10 protein-coding genes and 1 tRNA gene are annotated in these 16,692 nt (G+C 64.1%); 3 read left to right on the forward strand and 8 right to left on the reverse strand.

Annotated elements, in window-relative coordinates:
* Positions 1–23: 23 nt before the first annotated feature.
* Positions 24–1,670 carry a ShlB/FhaC/HecB family hemolysin secretion/activation protein gene (locus tag AC1DKY_RS12550; RefSeq protein ID WP_441603775.1) on the reverse strand — a complete coding sequence of 549 codons (1,647 nt, stop codon included), beginning with the start codon at positions 1,668–1,670 and terminating at the stop codon, positions 24–26.
* Between the two features lie 632 nt (positions 1,671–2,302).
* Positions 2,303–2,377, reverse strand: a tRNA-Val gene (locus AC1DKY_RS12555).
* 132 nt (positions 2,378–2,509) lie between these two features.
* Here AC1DKY_RS12555 and AC1DKY_RS12560 point away from each other — a divergent pair.
* Positions 2,510–2,851, forward strand: coding sequence for a lipid-A-disaccharide synthase N-terminal domain-containing protein (locus AC1DKY_RS12560; RefSeq protein ID WP_441603658.1), 342 nt, complete (start codon positions 2,510–2,512; stop codon positions 2,849–2,851).
* A gap of 235 nt (positions 2,852–3,086) precedes the next feature.
* On the opposite strand, the gene metH is transcribed toward AC1DKY_RS12560, so the two are convergent.
* Genes metH through AC1DKY_RS12575 form a run of 3 tightly spaced genes read right to left on the reverse strand, consistent with a single transcriptional unit; the run spans position 3,087 to position 7,812 of the window.
* Entirely contained in the window at positions 3,087–5,783 is a 2,697-nt protein-coding gene (gene metH, locus AC1DKY_RS12565) for a methionine synthase (protein WP_441603659.1), read from the reverse strand.
* 6 nt (positions 5,784–5,789) lie between these two features.
* A complete protein-coding gene (locus tag AC1DKY_RS12570; RefSeq protein ID WP_441603660.1) occupies positions 5,790–6,869 on the reverse strand; it encodes a homocysteine S-methyltransferase family protein in 1,080 nt (359 codons plus the stop codon).
* 16 nt (positions 6,870–6,885) lie between these two features.
* Positions 6,886–7,812, reverse strand: coding sequence for an ArsR/SmtB family transcription factor (locus tag AC1DKY_RS12575; RefSeq protein ID WP_441603661.1), 927 nt, complete (start codon positions 7,810–7,812; stop codon positions 6,886–6,888).
* 255 nt (positions 7,813–8,067) lie between these two features.
* Here AC1DKY_RS12575 and AC1DKY_RS12580 point away from each other — a divergent pair, with 255 nt between their 5' ends.
* Both AC1DKY_RS12580 and AC1DKY_RS12585 read left to right on the forward strand, forming a co-directional pair.
* Positions 8,068–9,228 carry an acyl-CoA dehydrogenase family protein gene (locus AC1DKY_RS12580; RefSeq protein ID WP_441603662.1) on the forward strand — a complete coding sequence of 387 codons (1,161 nt, stop codon included), beginning with the start codon at positions 8,068–8,070 and terminating at the stop codon, positions 9,226–9,228.
* 426 nt (positions 9,229–9,654) lie between these two features.
* Positions 9,655–10,599 carry a GGDEF domain-containing protein gene (locus AC1DKY_RS12585; RefSeq protein WP_441603663.1) on the forward strand — a complete coding sequence of 315 codons (945 nt, stop codon included), beginning with the start codon at positions 9,655–9,657 and terminating at the stop codon, positions 10,597–10,599.
* A gap of 4 nt (positions 10,600–10,603) precedes the next feature.
* Here AC1DKY_RS12585 and AC1DKY_RS12590 read toward each other — a convergent pair whose 3' ends face one another.
* The 3 genes from AC1DKY_RS12590 to AC1DKY_RS12600 form a co-directional block, all read right to left on the reverse strand.
* Positions 10,604–11,665, reverse strand: coding sequence for an FUSC family protein (locus tag AC1DKY_RS12590; protein ID WP_441603664.1), 1,062 nt, complete (start codon positions 11,663–11,665; stop codon positions 10,604–10,606).
* Between the two features lie 139 nt (positions 11,666–11,804).
* The gene (locus AC1DKY_RS12595) at positions 11,805–15,095 is read right to left on the reverse strand and encodes an efflux RND transporter permease subunit (RefSeq protein WP_441603665.1); all 3,291 of its coding nucleotides are present in this window, start codon (positions 15,093–15,095) and stop codon (positions 11,805–11,807) included.
* A 15-nt stretch (positions 15,096–15,110) separates the two neighbouring features.
* Entirely contained in the window at positions 15,111–16,325 is a 1,215-nt protein-coding gene (locus AC1DKY_RS12600) for an efflux RND transporter periplasmic adaptor subunit (protein WP_441603666.1), read from the reverse strand.
* Positions 16,326–16,692: the final 367 nt, after the last annotated feature.

Below are 16,692 nucleotides of genomic sequence, written 5' to 3' on the forward strand. Positions count from 1 at the left end.
AAAGCGAGAGGTGTTCAGACTGGTCAGAGCGACCAGCTCAGGCTGAATCCGGTGGTGGGATTGGCGGTGCGATAGCTGTGGGGCTTGCTGATGGGCGCACCGACGAAGACATCCCATGCCCAGCCATGCCAGCCTCCGCGCAAGCCGAGCGCGACACCGGCCAAGGTCTGACCCAACTCCCACGCAGTGGGCGGTCCGCCGACGTGACCCACATCAGCGCCCAGATACAGTTCCTGGCCACCACCAACCATCCAGCCGAGGTCATTGCGGATCAGCCAGCCGTGATCACCGGTGAGCTGCAGTTCGCCATCAAAGCCGCGCACGGTGTAGCGCCCGCCGATGGCAAGACGATCCTGCGGAACGAGCGGCGTCTGGTTCCACTGCGCACGCCAGCTGCCGATGTAACGGAAGCGCTGATCACCAAGTTGGAACGGCGCGGTGAGCGTGGCATCAGCGGTGATGATTTCCGAACGCGAGGTGCCTTCACCGTAGGACTCTTCTGGCGCATGCAATGCGTTGAATGCGCCGGTGCCACGGCGATATGCCGCGTCGAGGTCGAGCGTCGCCGTACCGATGAATTGCTTATAGGTAAAGCCCGCTTCCCAGCCCGCCTGACGACGACGCTGCACCAGCACTTCGGTGTCGTCGATGAAGTTGTTGGAATCGCGCTCCCACGCACGCGCGTACGCGCTCAGCTTGATGGTGGCGTTGCGATAGAGGAGGCGACTCAGGCGCAGATCGGCGTTATGACTGGTACCGCTATAGACGTAGTCTTGCGCGTAGCCGGCAATGGTCTGGTGATACGCGTAGCTGCTGGCGGTGGCGCCGAGCAACCAATAGCCGTAGGGCAGGTCGTAGTGCAGGGTGTAACTGCGCGTGCCCTTGCGGTCGCCGTCAAACACGTCCTGCCCAAGATTGGCGTAGAACAGGTCGTTCAAGGTCAGCAGGTTGTCCAGCGACAGCGTGGTGCCGCCTTGCACCTTGCCGGAGCCTTGGCTGCCCGAGTCGTCAAGCGTGACTGCCAGGCGCATAGGCGATGACTGCTTCCACACGATCATCAGATCGCTTTCGCCGGGCGCTGAGTCGCCATCGGCCGGCACGATTTTTATGTCTGCGTCAGCCGTAGGCACGCGCTTGAAGTTTTCCAGCGCCTGCTCGATGTCGCGCAGATTGAGCAGATCGCCGGGACGGGCGGGCAGGGCATCGCGCCAGGAAGTGGCACGGGCATCCGTGCCGGGCGCGAATCGGATCGCGCGAATGCGACCGGGAATAACCGTCAAGGTCAGCACACCGGCCTTGAGGTCTTGCGGTATGGCCACCACCCGCGTGGTGACGTAGCCGCGCGCAATGATCGCGTTCTGTATCCGCTTCATCACCATGTCGATGCCACGCGTACCCAGGCAGCGGCCGGTGGCAGGGTCATGCGGCGCGCTGGCAGCTCTCACGGCCCAGGCGAAGGCGCCCGCGTCGTCGCCCTCCAGGTGGATGGTGTGAATCGGAAAGCAGGGTGTTTCGTCAGTGGGCAGGCGATCGACATGCGCTTGCGCCGCTGTGGGCAGACGCACATCTGGTGAAGTCTGTTGTTGCTCGCGCAGCGCGCGTTCGCGTTCCTGTTGGCGCAAGAGTTCCTGTGCGGCCGTGTCGGCTGACTGCGCCATTGCTGCGGTCATCGGCAGGCACACACTCGCCAATACCAGCCACGAGCCGACGATCTTCGTTGCTTGAATCACTTGCACACCTTCCCGCGCGGACGCGCGATGGCCACGACCGAAAGTCGTAGCCATCACGTGATGAATTCCATGGACCGGGAGGGCGCTTGTCGGGGCAATCGAAACGGCGCACCTCTCCGCGAACTGCGCCATCCAGCGCATCGGTCCTGCCAGATCGGGGTTGGGAAACCGATGCGTCAGAGGGCTAGAGCAGCCTATGGATCGGCCGGTGCGACGGCTATCGGACGCGTCCTAAAGAGCGCAAGACATTTATCTCGATGCGCCGACGTTGCAGACTCAAACGGATCGTGGATGTCATCGCTGGGATGGCAGCGATGAAGTTTGCTGTGCGCGGCTTGGGGCGTCAGTTTTGAGAACGCAGGCGTACCGCCGGCGCGTCTATCAAAAGGGCGGGGCGCCGGAAATGCTGCGACACACCCTGAGGCATTTCGCGGTTCGCGCCCTCGAAAGGGCGTGGCAATGGCGGACCATCAAGCGGCAGAGATGGCGACTTTTGGGTCCGATTTTTCTGACGCGGCGGACCGGAAAAGAAAAAGGCCACCCTTGTGAGGTGGCCTAAGTCTTTGATTCGATGGTGGGCGATGCAAGGATCGAACTTGCGACACCTGCCGTGTGAAGGCAGTGCTCTACCGCTGAGCTAATCGCCCGCCGAGCCCGGAAATATATTAGGAGCCGCCTAGCAGGTCAAGCCTCCCGGCCAAAAAAAGTGCTCAGGATGGCAGGCGATTGAAAGGTGGGCGAGTACAATATCCGGCTTTTCAGCTATCGGCCTGCCGTCCATGGACTTCCTGACCCACGAACTCAGCCACGTCCTCGAAGCCTTGCGCCGCTTTGAGCTTACGCCCTGGAAGATGGTGGGTCTGCTGGGCTCGATCATGTTCACCAGTCGCTGGTTTGTGCAGCTGTACTACACGCGCAAGCTCAAGCGGGTGGTGATGCCGCTGTCGTTCTGGTGGTTGTCGGTGGTTGGCAGTGCGTTGCTGCTGTCGTATTTCATTTTTGGCAAGAACGACTCGGTGGGCATTCTTTCCAATTTCTTCCCGGCGTTTGTGTCGATTTATAACCTTGTGGTGCATATGCGTGAGGTTAGGCGGCGGGAGTTGGTTGAGAGTGAGGTTTGACCACGGTACGACGTCCGGGCGGAGCGGTAACGACGAGGCTCTGCGGTCGCGCACAAGTGCGCTCCTACAAGTTTCGTAGCTCGACCTATCACCTGTAGGAGCGCACTTGTGCGCGACCGCGGCATCGGGCGTTGCCGCTTCGGTGGGCCGTCGCGCACAGGGTGCGCTCCCACAGAAAAGAAAGCGCTCCCGCAAGGGGAGCGCTCTTATGGGCAGACGCCAATCGGCGGGTTGATCAATCCGGGTCGTAGTCCAGATTTGGCGCCAGCCAGCGCTCGGCTTGCTCGCGCGTCCAGCCCTTGCGCTTGGCGTAATCGTCGACTTGTTCGCGGGTGACGCGGCCGACGACGAAGTACTGGCTGTCGGGGTGGGAGAAGTACCAGCCGGAGACGGCGGCCGTGGGGAACATGGCGTAGCTGTCGGTCAGTTCGATGCCGGCGTTGACGGTGCCGTCGAGCAAACGGAACAGCGTGCCTTTTTCCGTGTGGTCGGGGCAGGCCGGGTAGCCGGGGGCGGGGCGGATGCCGGTGTATTTCTCTTCGATCAGTGCGACGTTGTCGAGCGACTCGTCGGGCATGTAGCCCCAGAACTCGCGGCGCACGCGCTGGTGCAGGCGCTCGGCGAAGGCTTCGGCGAGACGGTCGGCCAGGGCCTTGAGCAGGATCGCGGAATAGTCGTCGTGTGCCGCTTCGAAGCGTGCCACGTGTTCGTCGATGCCGATGCCGGCGGTGACGGCGAAGCCGCCGACCCAGTCCTGCTTGCCAGCGTTCTTGGGCGTCACGAAGTCGGACAGGCAGAAGTCGGGGCGATCGGTGGGCTTGTCGACCTGTTGGCGCAGGTGGTGCAGGGTGGCCAGAGGCTTGCCTGAGCGTTCCGCCTCCGCGTACAACACGATGTCGTCGCCCACGGATGCAGCCGGCCAAAAGCCAATCACACCACGCGCCGTCAGCCACTTCTCGGCAATCAGCGTGTCCAGCATCGCCTGCGCGTCGTTGAACAGTTCGGTGGCCTGTTTGCCCACGATCTCATCGGTGAGGATGGCGGGATAACGGCCGGCCAGTTCCCACGCATTGAAGAACGGCGACCAGTCGATGTACTGGCGCAGTTCGGCAAGATCGTAGTTGTCGAGCACGGTGATGCCGGGCTGCTTGGGCTGGGGCGGGGTGTAGTTCGCCCAGTCGGTGGTGTAGCGTTGTCCGCGGGCCTTTTCCAGCGATACCAGCGATTTGCCGGCGCCGCGATGCTTGTGGCGTTCGCGCACTTCGGCGTATTCGGCCTGCACCTTGGCGATGAAGTTGTCGACCAGCTCTTTGCTCAACAGCGACTGCGCCACGCCCACCGCGCGCGAGGCATCTTTTACCCACACGGTAGGCGACTTGTAATGCGGGTCGATCTTCAACGCAGTGTGCGCGCGTGACGTCGTTGCACCGCCAATCATCAGCGGTATCGTGAAATTCTGGCGCTGCATTTCACGCGCGACCTGGCTCATTTCCTCCAGCGACGGCGTGATCAGGCCGGACAGGCCGATGATGTCGGCGTTCTCGGCAATAGCGGTTTCCAGGATCTTCTGCGTGGGCACCATCACGCCCAGGTCGATCACATCGAAGTTGTTGCAGCGGAGCACCACGCCGACGATGTTCTTGCCAATATCGTGCACGTCGCCCTTGACGGTGGCCATGACGATCTTGCCGTTGGACTTGCCGGCATCGCCGGTGCGCGCCTTTTCTTCCTCGATATAGGGAATGAGGTGGGCCACGGCTTTCTTCATCACGCGGGCGGATTTCACCACCTGCGGCAGGAACATCTTGCCGGCGCCGAACAGGTCGCCGACCACGTTCATGCCATCCATCAGCGGACCTTCGATGACATCGAGCGGGCGCGAGGTTTCCAGGCGCGCGGTTTCGGTGTCTTCGACCACGTACTGGTCGATGCCGTGCACCAGGGCGTGGCTCAGGCGTTCGCGCACCGGCTTGTCGCGCCAGGCGAGGTTTTCGACGATGACTTCGCCCTTCTTCGCCTTGAACTGATCGGCGACTTCCAGCAGGCGCTCGGTCGCGTCGGAACGGCGATTGAGCACCACGTCTTCGACGCGCTCGCGCAGGTCCTCGGGCAGGTCGTCGTAGATCATCAACGCGCCGGCGTTGACGATGCCCATGTCCATGCCCGCCTTGATGGCGTGGTAGAGGAACACCGAATGGATCGCCTCGCGCACCATGTTGTTGCCGCGGAACGAGAACGACACGTTCGACACGCCGCCCGACACGTGCGAGTGCGGAAAGCGGCGCTTGAGCTCGCGCGTGGCTTCGATGAAGTCCACCGCGTAGTTGTTGTGTTCTTCGATGCCGGTGGCGATGGCAAAGATGTTCGGGTCGAAGATGATGTCTTCGGGCGGGAAGTCGAGCCTGGTGGTGAGCAGCTCATAAGCGCGCGAACTGATTTCCACCTTGCGCTCGCAGGTGTCGGCCTGGCCTTGCTCGTCGAACGCCATCACCACCACGGCGGCGCCGTACTGCTGCACCTTGCGCGCGTGTTCGAGGAAAACCTCTTCGCCTTCCTTCATCGAGATGGAATTGACGATGCCCTTGCCTTGCAGGCAGCGCAGGCCGGCTTCGATCACCGTCCACTTGGAGGAGTCGACCATCACCGGCACGCGGGCGATGTCCGGTTCGGCGGCGATCAGGTTCAGATAGCGCGTCATCGCCGCTTCCGAATCGATCAGGCCTTCGTCCATGTTGACGTCGATGATCTGCGCGCCGTTGGCCACCTGCTGGCGCGCCACATCGACGGCTTCCTCGTAGCGTTCTTCCTTGATCAGTTTGCGGAACTGCGCCGAGCCGGTGACATTGGTTCGTTCGCCGACGTTGACGAACAACAGGTCGGGCGTGATGACCAGCGGTTCAAGGCCGGAGAGTCGGGTGTAGCGGGGCATCATCGGGACTCAGGCAGCCTTGGCGTTTTGGGAGGGAAGGGCGCGCGGCGCGCAATGGGCCACGGCTTCGGCGATGGCCTTGATATGCGCAGGCGTCGTGCCGCAACAGCCGCCAACCATGTTGAGCAGGCCGTCGCGCGCGAAGCCGCCGATTACGGAGGCCATCTGTTCGGGTGTTTCGTCGTATTCGCCAAACGCATTCGGCAGGCCGGCATTGGGATGCGTGCTGACGAAACAGCTGGCGGTTTGCGACAGCACCTGCACGTGCGGGCGCAGGTCGGCTGCGCCCAGGGCGCAGTTCAGTCCCACCGAGATCGGGCGCGCATGCTGCACCGAGTAGTAGAACGCTTCAGCGGTCTGGCCCGAGAGTGTGCGGCCGGAACGATCAGTGATGGTTCCGGAGATCATCACGGGCAGACGCACGCCACGTTCGCGGAACAGTTCGCTCACCGCAAACAGCGCGGCCTTGGCGTTGAGCGTATCGAAGATGGTTTCGACCATGATCAGATCCGCGCCGCCGTCGACCAGACCGCTGGCCGATTCGATGTAGTTGGCGACCAGTTCTTCGAACGTGACGTTGCGAAAGCCCGGATCGTTGACGTCCGGCGACAGCGACGCGGTGCGGCTGGTGGGGCCGAGTACGCCGATGACGAAGCGCGGCTTGTCCGGCGTTTTCGCTTCCACGGCGTCGCAGGCGGCGCGGGCGAGGCGTGCGCCTTCGAGGTTCAGCTCGTAGGCGAGATGTTCGAGGTGGTAATCGGCCTGGCTGATGCGGGTGGAGTTGAAGGTATTGGTTTCAACCAGGTCCGCGCCGGCTTCGAGATAGGCCACGTGCACGCCGCGGATGATGTCCGGGTTGGTGAGCGTGAGCAGGTCGTTGTTGCCCTTCAGGTCGCAGCTGCCGGGATGGTCATGCGCGTGCGAACTGTCGTGGCCTTCCACGAAACGCTCGCCGCGAAAAGCAGCCTCGTCCAGCGGATGCTGCTGCAGCATGGTGCCCATGCCGCCGTCGATGATCAGGATGCGCTCGCGCAGCAGGCGTTCCAGCAGGGCGACGCGTTCGGGGTGAAGCCAGGGGAGGGTGCTCATGGATGGATGCCTCGCTTCAAGGCTTGCGCGCGAGCAGGCTGATCACTTCGAAGTGAGGTGCCTTGCGTTCGCGGCTCAAGCGGGTACAGCTCAAGGATTGAAGGCCGGCCTGCTTTGCGAAGCCGGTCAGTTCGTCGGATGAAAAACCGAGGTTGCGGTGATCGAAGGGTTCCACCACGGCGCGGTGATCGTGCTTGCCCAGGGTGACGGCCAGCAATCGCCCGCCGCTGCGCAACACGCGCGCGGCTTCCGCGACGGCCTTGGCCGGGTGCTCGGCATAGGTGAGGGCGTGCAGCATCAGCACAAGGTCGAAGCGGCGGTCGCCGAGGTCGAGTGCGTGCATGTCGCCCTTGAGCACTTCCACGTTGCCGAAGGACTTGAGGCGTTGCGCGGCGGCCTCGGTCACGCGCTCGCTGCTGTCCACGCAGACGATGGAGTGGGCGTGTGGCGCCAGCAGCTCGGCGGTGATGCCGTCGCCCGAGGCGATATCCAGCACGTCGCCGGTTTCCAGCAATTGCAGCAGGGAGCGCGCCAGCGTTTCCCAGGTGCGGCCGGGGGAGTAATGGCGTTCCATGTCGCCGGCGACGGTGTCGGCCCAGCCTTCTTCGCGGGCGCGCTCGGCCAGCACGCCGGGTAGGCGCGCGGCGTCTTCGCGCAGCAGGGCATCGTCGATGTTGTCGCGCAGGGACCTCAGCAGGACCTGCAGGTGTTCGTCCGTCTCGGCGTTGGCCCGGTAATAGGCGGACACGCCGGCACGGCGGTCGCGCACCAGCTCGGCTTCCTTGAGCTTGGCCAGATGGGTGGACACGCGCGGCTGCGCCAGATGCAGGACCGCAGCCAGTTCCGCCACGGTCAGCTCCTCGCGCTCAAGCAAGGCCAGCAGACGAACCCGGGTCGGATCCGCCAGCAGGCGCAGAACGCTGGAGGCGGTGGCCAGGTCCATCGTTATCCTTATATCGCGATGCAGAGATACATAAGGCTAGGCTTCGGCGTGCAGGGCGTCAAGTCGGGCCGTTCTTTTGTAGGAGCCCACCCTGTGGGCGACAGCTGAACGGAGGGGCAAGCCCTGGGGGCCGCGGTCGCGCACAGGGTGCGCTCCTACAAGGGGATGGGGCCTTGCTGCACCCGCACAGAAGTCCCTTGGCTGGCCGGGTTAAAATAGTGGGCTTCCTGTCTCCCATTCCCCTTGGAGTCTTCCATGGATTTCCGCTTTACCGACGATCAGCTGTCCATCCAGGCCATTGCCCGCGATTTCGCGCAGAAGCGCATCGTGCCGGTGGCCGCCGAACTGGACGCCAAGGGTGAATTCCCGCTCGAGAACATCCGCGAGATGGGCCAGCTGGGCCTGATGGGCATCGAGGTGCCGACCGAGTACGGCGGCGCGGGCATGGACCCGGTGGCCTACGTGCTGGCCATGGTCGAGATCGCCGCGGCCGATGCCGCCACCTCGACCATCATGTCGGTGAACAATTCGCTGTTCTGCAACGGCATCCTCAAGCACGGCACCGAGGAGCAGAAGCAGAAGTACGTGCGTGCCATCGCCCAGGGCGAGGCCATCGGCGCTTATGCGCTGACCGAGCCGCAGTCCGGTTCCGATGCGTCGGCCATGCATACGCGCGCCACCAAGAACGCCAATGGCGACTGGGTGATCAACGGCAAGAAGAGCTGGATCACCTCCGGCCCGGTCGCTCGCTACATCATCCTGTTTGCGATCACCACGCCGGGCATCGGCGCCAAGGGCGTGTCGGCTTTCATCGTCGACACCCAGCTGCCGGGTTTCCACGCCGGCAAGAGCGAGCCCAAGCTCGGCATCCGCGCCTCGGCCACCTGCGAAATCGAATTCACCGATTACGTGCTGCCCAAGGAAAACCTGCTGGGCGACGAGGGCAAGGGCTTCTCCATCGCCATGGGTGTGCTCGACGCCGGCCGCATCGGCATTGCATCGCAGGCCGTGGGTATTGCGCGCGCTGCGTACGAAGCCACCCTGCAGTGGGTGCGTGACCGCAAGGCGTTCGGCACGCCGATCGGTACGTTCCAGATGACCCAGGCCAAGATTGCCGACATGAAGTGCAAGCTGGACGCCGCCACGCTGCTCACGCTGCGCGCCGCCTGGACCAAGGGCGAGGCCGAAAAGAACGGCGGCCGCTTCGGCACCGAGGCCTCCGTGGCCAAGCTCACCGCCTCGGAAGCGGCGATGTGGATTTCGCACCAGGCCGTGCAGATCCACGGTGGCATGGGTTACTCCAAGGAAATGCCGCTGGAGCGTTATTTCCGCGATGCCAAGATCACGGAGATCTATGAGGGCACGAGTGAGATTCAGCGCATTGTGATTGCGCGTGCGGAGACGGGTCTGCGATAAGCCGGCAAGGTTTTCGTGTGGCGAAGCCCTCGGTGAGAACCGGGGGCTTTTCTTTTCCGGGAAATCGCAACCTGCTTTTTTGTGGGAGCGCACCCTGTGCGCGACGGCGTGGCGTCCGAGGCACCCTCGGACTGTCGCGCACAGGGGGCGCTCCCACAAGGGGGCCTTGGTTTGTTGACTGGCGTGGGAGCCATCGCAAATACTTGCGATCACCACGGAGACAGGTCCCCTCCCGCCAAGGATGGCGACTCTCCCGGGCTCGTCACGTCACGTCGGGAACTGACCGAGCTGGGCTAGATCGACTTCAGGCGGTCGCTATGGCTCGATGGCGCAAAGCGCGCTTTTGCAGGCTTTCACGCCCAATCATCGCCGCGGCACGATGGTTGCTTCCCACCAGGGATCCGCAACCACCCGCCGCGAGCCGCCATGACCGATGTCGTTGAGAAGCTGGAAGTAGAGAGCATGGTCTACAAGACCCTGCTCGAGTCCACCAAGGCCATTCCCTGGCGCATCCAGTGGGACAGCCTGTCGTTCTCGTATATCGGCCCGCAGATCGAGCATCTGCTCGGCTGGGCGCCGGACAGCTGGGTCAGCGTGCAGGACTGGGCCGAGCGCATCCATCCGGAAGATCGCGACTGGGCGGTCAATTTCTGCGTGGCGCAGTCCAAGGCGGGCGTCGATCACGAAGCCGATTACCGCGCGCTGTGCAAGGACGGCAGCTATGTGTGGATCCGCGACGTGGTGCACGTGGTGCGCAAGGATGACGGCAGCGTGGATGCGCTGGTCGGTTTCATGTTCGACATCAGCGAACGCAAGCGTACCGAGCAGCGCCTGATCGAACTGCAGCGCGAACTTGAGGCGCTGTCCTTCAAGGACGGCCTCACCGGCATCGCCAATCGCCGTCGCTTCGACAGCGTGTTCGAGGAAGACTGGGAGCAGGCGCGTCGCAGCGGTCGGCCGCTGTCGCTGCTGATGCTCGATATCGATTACTTCAAGCAGTACAACGATCACTACGGCCACGTGCAGGGCGACTATACGCTCAAGCTGGTGGCCAAGGTGCTGGAGAAGGCGGTGCGCCGTTCGCACGATTTCCTGGCGCGCTTCGGCGGTGAGGAGTTCGTGCTGGTGCTGCCCGATACCGACGCCGCCGCGGCGCGCGAAGTGGCCGAGCGTTGCCACGCGCTGATCGAGCAGGAATGGATTCCGCATGAGCGCTCGATGGCGCGCAAGTCGCTGACCATGAGCATCGGCGTGGGCACGGTGGTGCCGATGCATGGCGATGAGCGTCTGTCGTTCCTGGAGCTGGTCGACCGGCGCCTGTATCAGGCCAAGCAGCAAGGTCGCAATACGACCGTCAACGCCGACGATTGATGCCTCATGCGCGCACCGCGGGTGATTCTGCGGTGCGCAGCGGCAGGATCAGATGGGCGGCGAGCAGGCCGAGCAAGCCACCGAGCAGTGTCTGCCAGATGCGCGCGCTCAGGAACATGATCGAGTGCTCGCCCGATGCGGCAAGCGTGACGATCAGGGTGAAGGCGAACGCGGCGCAGGCAATGTCGTAGCGTTCCGGCAACGCCATCGCGTAAACCACCATCGCCACGGCGGCCAGCGCCCAGATCAGCAGCGGCGCATGCTCGGCCAGCGGAAGACAGGCGAGGCCGAGCGGCACGCCAATCAGCGTGCCCACGATGCGCCGTCGCACGCGTTGCGAGGTGCCCGTGGCGCTGCCGGCCACCACATAGGTACAGGCCGTGACCGCCCATGCCGACTCGGGCAGGTGCAGTCGCGCATTGAGCGCCACCACGATCAGCGCTGCCACCGCTGCCTGCACGCCCATGATGAAGGGCGCCGACAGATGCCAGCGGCCGGGAATGTCCGCGGGTGAAAGCACCGCCAGTTCGGCGGGGCGCTCGGCGGGACCGGAGAGCAAGCGCGGCACCACGGAAGCCAGTGCCGCGATGCATCCGGCGATCAGGATGGCCGGCCACGCAGAAGCGTCGAGCCGCATGGTGTAGGCCAGCAACTGGCCAATGTAGATCTGCGAACCGACGCCTGCGCCGGTGACGCCATAGCGTTTGAGGTAACTGGCCAGGAAGGCACCACTGACCAGCGTGAATTCAGCGCCGTTTTGCGACAGCGGAGAAAGTACCGGCACCATCAGAGCCTGCATCAAGGCGCCCAGCGTGGCGGCCAGGCAGAGCAGGGCGAGATCGCGGCTGGATTCCAAACGCGTATGCCGCGCCTCCGAAACACTCGCCCACAACGCAAAATTCGCCGCCAACGAGCCGACGGCGACGAGGCTGCCGAACGGATGCGCCACGTCGTGCAAGGTGCCAATGGCAGCCGCCAGTCCATAGGCGGTGACCAGCCGCAGTCCCTTGATCCGGCGATGCGTGCCGGGATCGATACGTTCAAGCCAGTCGACGAATGAGCGCATGCGGGCGAAAACAGGAGATGGCCGTAGTCGCACATTATCAGCGGGCGGCGCGCGCGGCCTTTTCGGAAACGCAGGGTGATCCAAAGAAAAAGCCCCGGCCTTTCGACCGGGGCTTTGCTTTGACTGTCGCAGATCCGGATCAACCGCCGCGACGCGGATCCGAATCGAACGGCTGCATGGCGCTGCTCGGCGTACCGCCGTTGCCACCGCCACCCTGCGGCGTACCCGCAGCGGCTTCGCCATGGGCCGGGCGAATCTTGCGGGACGGTTCGTCCAGCTTGTCGCCCAGTGCGCGGCGCACTGTCACGTAGAACACCGGGATCAAGAGCAGACCCAGGAAGGTGGCGAAGATCATGCCGCCGATCACGCCGGTGCCGATGGCATGGCGGGAGTTGGCGCCGGCGCCCGTCGAGATGAACAACGGGAACACGCCGAGGATGAACGCCATGGAGGTCATCAGGATCGGACGCAGTCGCTGGCGGGCCGCCGTGATGACGGCATCGAACAGCGACTTGCCGTCCTGTTGCTGCTCCACCGCGAATTCCACGATCAGGATCGCGTTCTTCGCTGCCAGGCCGATCACCGTGATCATGCCGATCTTGAAGTACATGTCGTTCGGCAAGCCGCGCAACATCGAGAACACGACCGTACCGAGCAGGCCCAGCGGCACCACTAGGAGCACGGCGACCGGGATCGACCAGCTCTCGTACAGTGCGGCAAGGCACAGGAACACGATCAGGATCGACAGTGCCAGCAGCAGGGTGGCCGAGTTGCCGGCCAGGATTTCCTGGTACGACTGACCCGTCCAGTCCGCGCCGAAGCCCTTGGGCAGGTCGTGGTCGACGATGCCCTGCAAGGCGTTCATGGCCTGGCCGGTCGAGTAGCCCGGCGCTTCGTTACCCACGATTTCGACCGCAGCGTAGCCGTTGTAGCGGGTCAGGGCTGGCGAGCCCATGTCCCACTTCGTGTTGACCACGCTGGAGATCGGAATCATGTTGTACGGATTGACCGTCGCCTGATACGACGACGAGCTCGACGAACTGCTGTTGGCCGCCGCACCCGGTGCCAGGCTGCTGGGCGTGTAGATGTGCTGCAGCGCATCCGGGCCCATGCGGTAGGCCTGGTCCGCCTGCAGGTAGACGCGCTTCACGCGGCCACCGTAGACGAAGTCGTTGACGTACACCGGCGCCAGCGTGAGCTGGATGGCCGAGTACACGTCGCTGACCGACATGCCCATCGCCTGCGCCTGCGTGCGATCCACCTTCATATCCCACTGCGGAGCATCGGGCAGCTGGTTGGGACGCACGCCGAACAGCGCCTTGTTGTCCTTCGCCTTGCCCACCGCGGTGCCCATCGCCTGCATCAGCTCGCCATGCGTCTGGCCGGCACGGGCCTGCAGATACATGTCGATGCCGCCGAACTGGCTGAGGCCGCGGATGGTGGGCAGGTTGACCACGAAGATCTGCGCGTCGCGGATGCCGTGGAACACGCCGTTCAACTTCATGATCAGCTCATCGGCGGTGATCGCTCGCGAGTCCCAGTCCTTGAGCTTGATGAAGGCCATGCCGGTGCTTTCGCTCTGGCCGATGAAGCTGAAGCCGCTGATCTGGTACATGCCGATGATGTCATCGTTGTACGGGCTCTTCTTGACGCGCTCGCGCATTTCGGCCATCACGGCCTGCGTGCGCTGCAGGGTGGCACCCGGCGGCAGGTTGACGATGGCCAGTGCAAAGCCCTGGTCTTCGCTGGGCACGAAGCTGGTGGGCAGGCGCGTGTAGAGGAAGCCGGCAAGCACGGCAACCAGGGCGAACACGATCATCCAGCGCGGCGCATGGCGGGTGGCGCTGCCGATGTGGCCGCCATAGGTGCGCGTGACCCAGTCGAAGGTCTGGTTGAACTTGCGGTAGACGATGTTCTTCTTGTGCTCGTGCTCAGGCTTGAGCAGCGTGGCGCACAACGCCGGCGTGAACGACAGCGCGAGGAAGGCGGAGAAGCCCATCGACACTGCGATCGTCAGCGCGAACTGCTTGTAGATCACGCCCGAGGCACCCGGCTGCAGCGCGGACGGCACGAACACCGCTGCCAGTACCACGGTGATGGCCACCACCGCGCCGGTGATCTGGCCCATCGCCTTGCGTGTCGCTTCCTTGGGCGAGAGCTGCTCCTCGCTCATGATGCGTTCGACGTTCTCGATCACCACGATCGCGTCGTCCACCACGATACCGATCGCCAGCACCATGCCGAACAAGGTCAGCTGGTTGATGGTGAAGCCCAGCGCCACCAGGCCGATGAAGGTACCCAGCAGAGCCACCGGGATCACCAGGGTGGGGATCACCGTGGCGCGGAAGTTCTGCAGAAAGATCAGCATCACCAGGAAGACCAGGATGATGGCCTCGATCAGGGTGTGCACCACTTCCTTGATGGAGATCGTCACGAACGGCGTGGTGTCGTACGGAGCAAACCAGGTGACGCCTTCGGGGAAGTCCTTGGACAGCTCGTTCATCTTGGCCTTGACGGCGTCGGCCACGTCCAGCGCGTTGGCGCCGGGCAGCAGCTGCACGCCCAGGCCGCCGACCTGCTGGCCGTTCCACGTCGCGCCCAGGCCGTAGCTCTGCGGGCCGAAGTCGATGCGCGCCACGTCGCTCAGCTTCACCACCGTGCCGTCGCTGTTGGCGCGCAGGATGATTTCGCCGAACTCCTGCGGGGAGGAGAAGCGGCCTTCAGCGGAGACGGTAGCGGTAAAGCCCTGTTCCTTCGGCGACGGATCGGCACCGAGCGAACCGGCGGCGAACTGCACGTTCTGCGCCGCCACGGCGGAGAACACCGCGCTGGGCGACAAGCCGTAGCCGTGCATCTTGTCCGGATTGAGCCAGATGCGCACGCCGTACTCGGCGCCGATCAGGCGGGTGGCGCCCACGCCGGGAATACGGCCGACCTGGTCCGCCACCTGCGACGCAATCACGTCGGCCAGGCGGTTGCCGTCGATGTCCGGGTTGTTGGACACCAGCGACACGAACATCAGGAAGTCCGGGTTGCTCTTGGCCACCACCACGCCCTGCTGGGTCACGGCGGTCGGCAGGCGCGGCAAGGCCAGCTGCACTTTGTTCTGCACCTGCACCTGGGCGATGTCCGGATCGGTGCCGGTTTCAAAGCTCAGCGTGATCGAGGTCGTGCCGTTGGAGTTGGACGAGGAGCTGAAGTACAGCAGGTGGTCGATACCGGTGAGCTGCTGCTCGATCACCTGGGTGACGTTCTTCTCCATGGTGTCGGCGTTGGCGCCCGGATACGTCGCGGACACCACCACTTGGGGCGGCGCGATGTTCGGGTACGACTCGATACCCATGTTCAACACGGAGATGGTGCCAACCAGGGTGATCAGGATGGCTACCACCCACGCGAAGATGGGGCGGTCAATAAAGAAACTCGGCATGTCGGTCGACTCCCTTTACTGCTTGCCGCCAGCAGCATGACCCGCTGCTGCCGGCTGCCCCTGCGCGCCGGGCTTCTGGTCGGGCTGGTAAGGCGCCGCCTTGGCCGGTTTGCCGGGCTGCACCGTCTGCAGGCCGGAGACGATCACCTGGTCGCCGTTGCTCAGGCCGCTGGTGACGATAAAGTTCGAACCGGCCAGGTTGTCCGCGGAGACGTTCTTGCGGGCGACATTGCCGTCCTGGCCCACCACCAGCGCATAGGCGCCGACCACGTCGCGCTGGATGGCCGCCTGCGGCACCAGGAACACGTTGTGGAGCTCGCCGAGGTTGGCGGTGATGGTGATGTAGGTGCCCGGCAACAAACGGCGGTCCGGGTTGGCCAGCAGGGCGCGCAGGTTGATCGAGCCGGTGGTCGGGTCGACGGTGGCGCCGGAGAAGTCCAGCGTGCCGTCCTGGGCGTACTTGCTGCCGTCGGGCAGGGTGACCTTCACGGTGGTCTTGCCCTGGTCGCTCAGCGACACGTTGCCAGCGGCCTGGGCGGCGCGCAGGCGATCGAGATCGGCGGCACTGACGGTGAAGTTGACGTACAGCGGATCGAGCTGGTCGACCGTGGTCAACAGCGTCGAGCTGGAACCGGAATCGGCGGCGCCGTTGCCGACGATGGCACCCTCAGTCACCTGTTGCTGACCGGCGCGGCCGTCGATGGGCGCTACCACGCGGGTATAGCTCAGGTTGATCTTGGCGCTTTCCACGGCGGCCTGAAGCTGCTTGACCGAGGCGGCGCCGCTGCGCTCGTTGGCTTCGGCGGCGTCGAGGTCGGACTGCGAGATGTAGTTCTGCGGGCGCAGCTTGCGGTCGCGCTCGGCCAGGTTGTGGAAGTTCACATAGGTCGCCTGGCCGGCGGCCAGATTGGCCTTGGCCGAGTCCAGCGCTGCCTGATAGATCACCGGGTCGATCTCGAACATGACCTGGCCGGCTTTGACGTCGGTGCCTTCCTGATAGACGCGCTTGAGCAGCACACCCGACACGCGGGCGCGCACATCGGCGCTACGGTAAGCCGACACGCGGCCCACAAGATCCTTGGCTAGCGGCGTGCTCTGAGCCTGGGCCTTGACGACACCGACTTCCGGCGGCGGCGCCTGCGGCGGGCCTTGATCCTTGCCTTTGCCACAGGCGGCCAGTGAGAGCAGGCCAAGGCACAGCAGAGGTGTGCGCAGTGACGTGGACTTCATGTGGGCTCCATTTCTTTTTTAATGTGGTCGGGGATGCAGCGCGTCGACGCCTCTCCGGGCGACGACAAAGGGGGCTTGCAACGAACACGCAACGGCCCCGCTAGTCCGAGCGTCCCGTGAACGGGCAGGCCGGGAAGGGCAGGGTCGGCAAAGCCGTGGCTCGTTCAGGCAGGCGAGCTTGGACTATACCGTACAGTTTACAATTTGTAGAGACACCCCTGATACGCCGGATCGGCCTCCCAGGGCCATTCAGACGCGTCCTATGTGTTCCGCTGGGTTGGGTGGCTGTACTCCCAACGGGACGTGCGAGCTAATTTTGGCTGAATTCCGTGAAGGAAGGGTGTCGGCCACAAAGACAGGGGGACGG

This window comes from Dyella sp. 01N448, from assembly GCF_056399225.1.

Coding starts and splice junctions, on each gene's coding strand:
- AC1DKY_RS12550 (WP_441603775.1), bottom strand. CDS start 1,670: ATGACCGCAGCAATGGCGCAGTCAGCCGACACGGCCGCACAGGAACTC.
- AC1DKY_RS12560 (WP_441603658.1), top strand. CDS start 2,510: ATGGACTTCCTGACCCACGAACTCAGCCACGTCCTCGAAGCCTTGCGC.
- metH (WP_441603659.1), bottom strand. CDS start 5,783: ATGATGCCCCGCTACACCCGACTCTCCGGCCTTGAACCGCTGGTCATC.
- AC1DKY_RS12570 (WP_441603660.1), bottom strand. CDS start 6,869: ATGAGCACCCTCCCCTGGCTTCACCCCGAACGCGTCGCCCTGCTGGAA.
- AC1DKY_RS12575 (WP_441603661.1), bottom strand. CDS start 7,812: ATGGACCTGGCCACCGCCTCCAGCGTTCTGCGCCTGCTGGCGGATCCG.
- AC1DKY_RS12580 (WP_441603662.1), top strand. CDS start 8,068: ATGGATTTCCGCTTTACCGACGATCAGCTGTCCATCCAGGCCATTGCC.
- AC1DKY_RS12585 (WP_441603663.1), top strand. CDS start 9,655: ATGACCGATGTCGTTGAGAAGCTGGAAGTAGAGAGCATGGTCTACAAG.
- AC1DKY_RS12590 (WP_441603664.1), bottom strand. CDS start 11,665: ATGCGCTCATTCGTCGACTGGCTTGAACGTATCGATCCCGGCACGCAT.
- AC1DKY_RS12595 (WP_441603665.1), bottom strand. CDS start 15,095: ATGCCGAGTTTCTTTATTGACCGCCCCATCTTCGCGTGGGTGGTAGCC.
- AC1DKY_RS12600 (WP_441603666.1), bottom strand. CDS start 16,325: ATGAAGTCCACGTCACTGCGCACACCTCTGCTGTGCCTTGGCCTGCTC.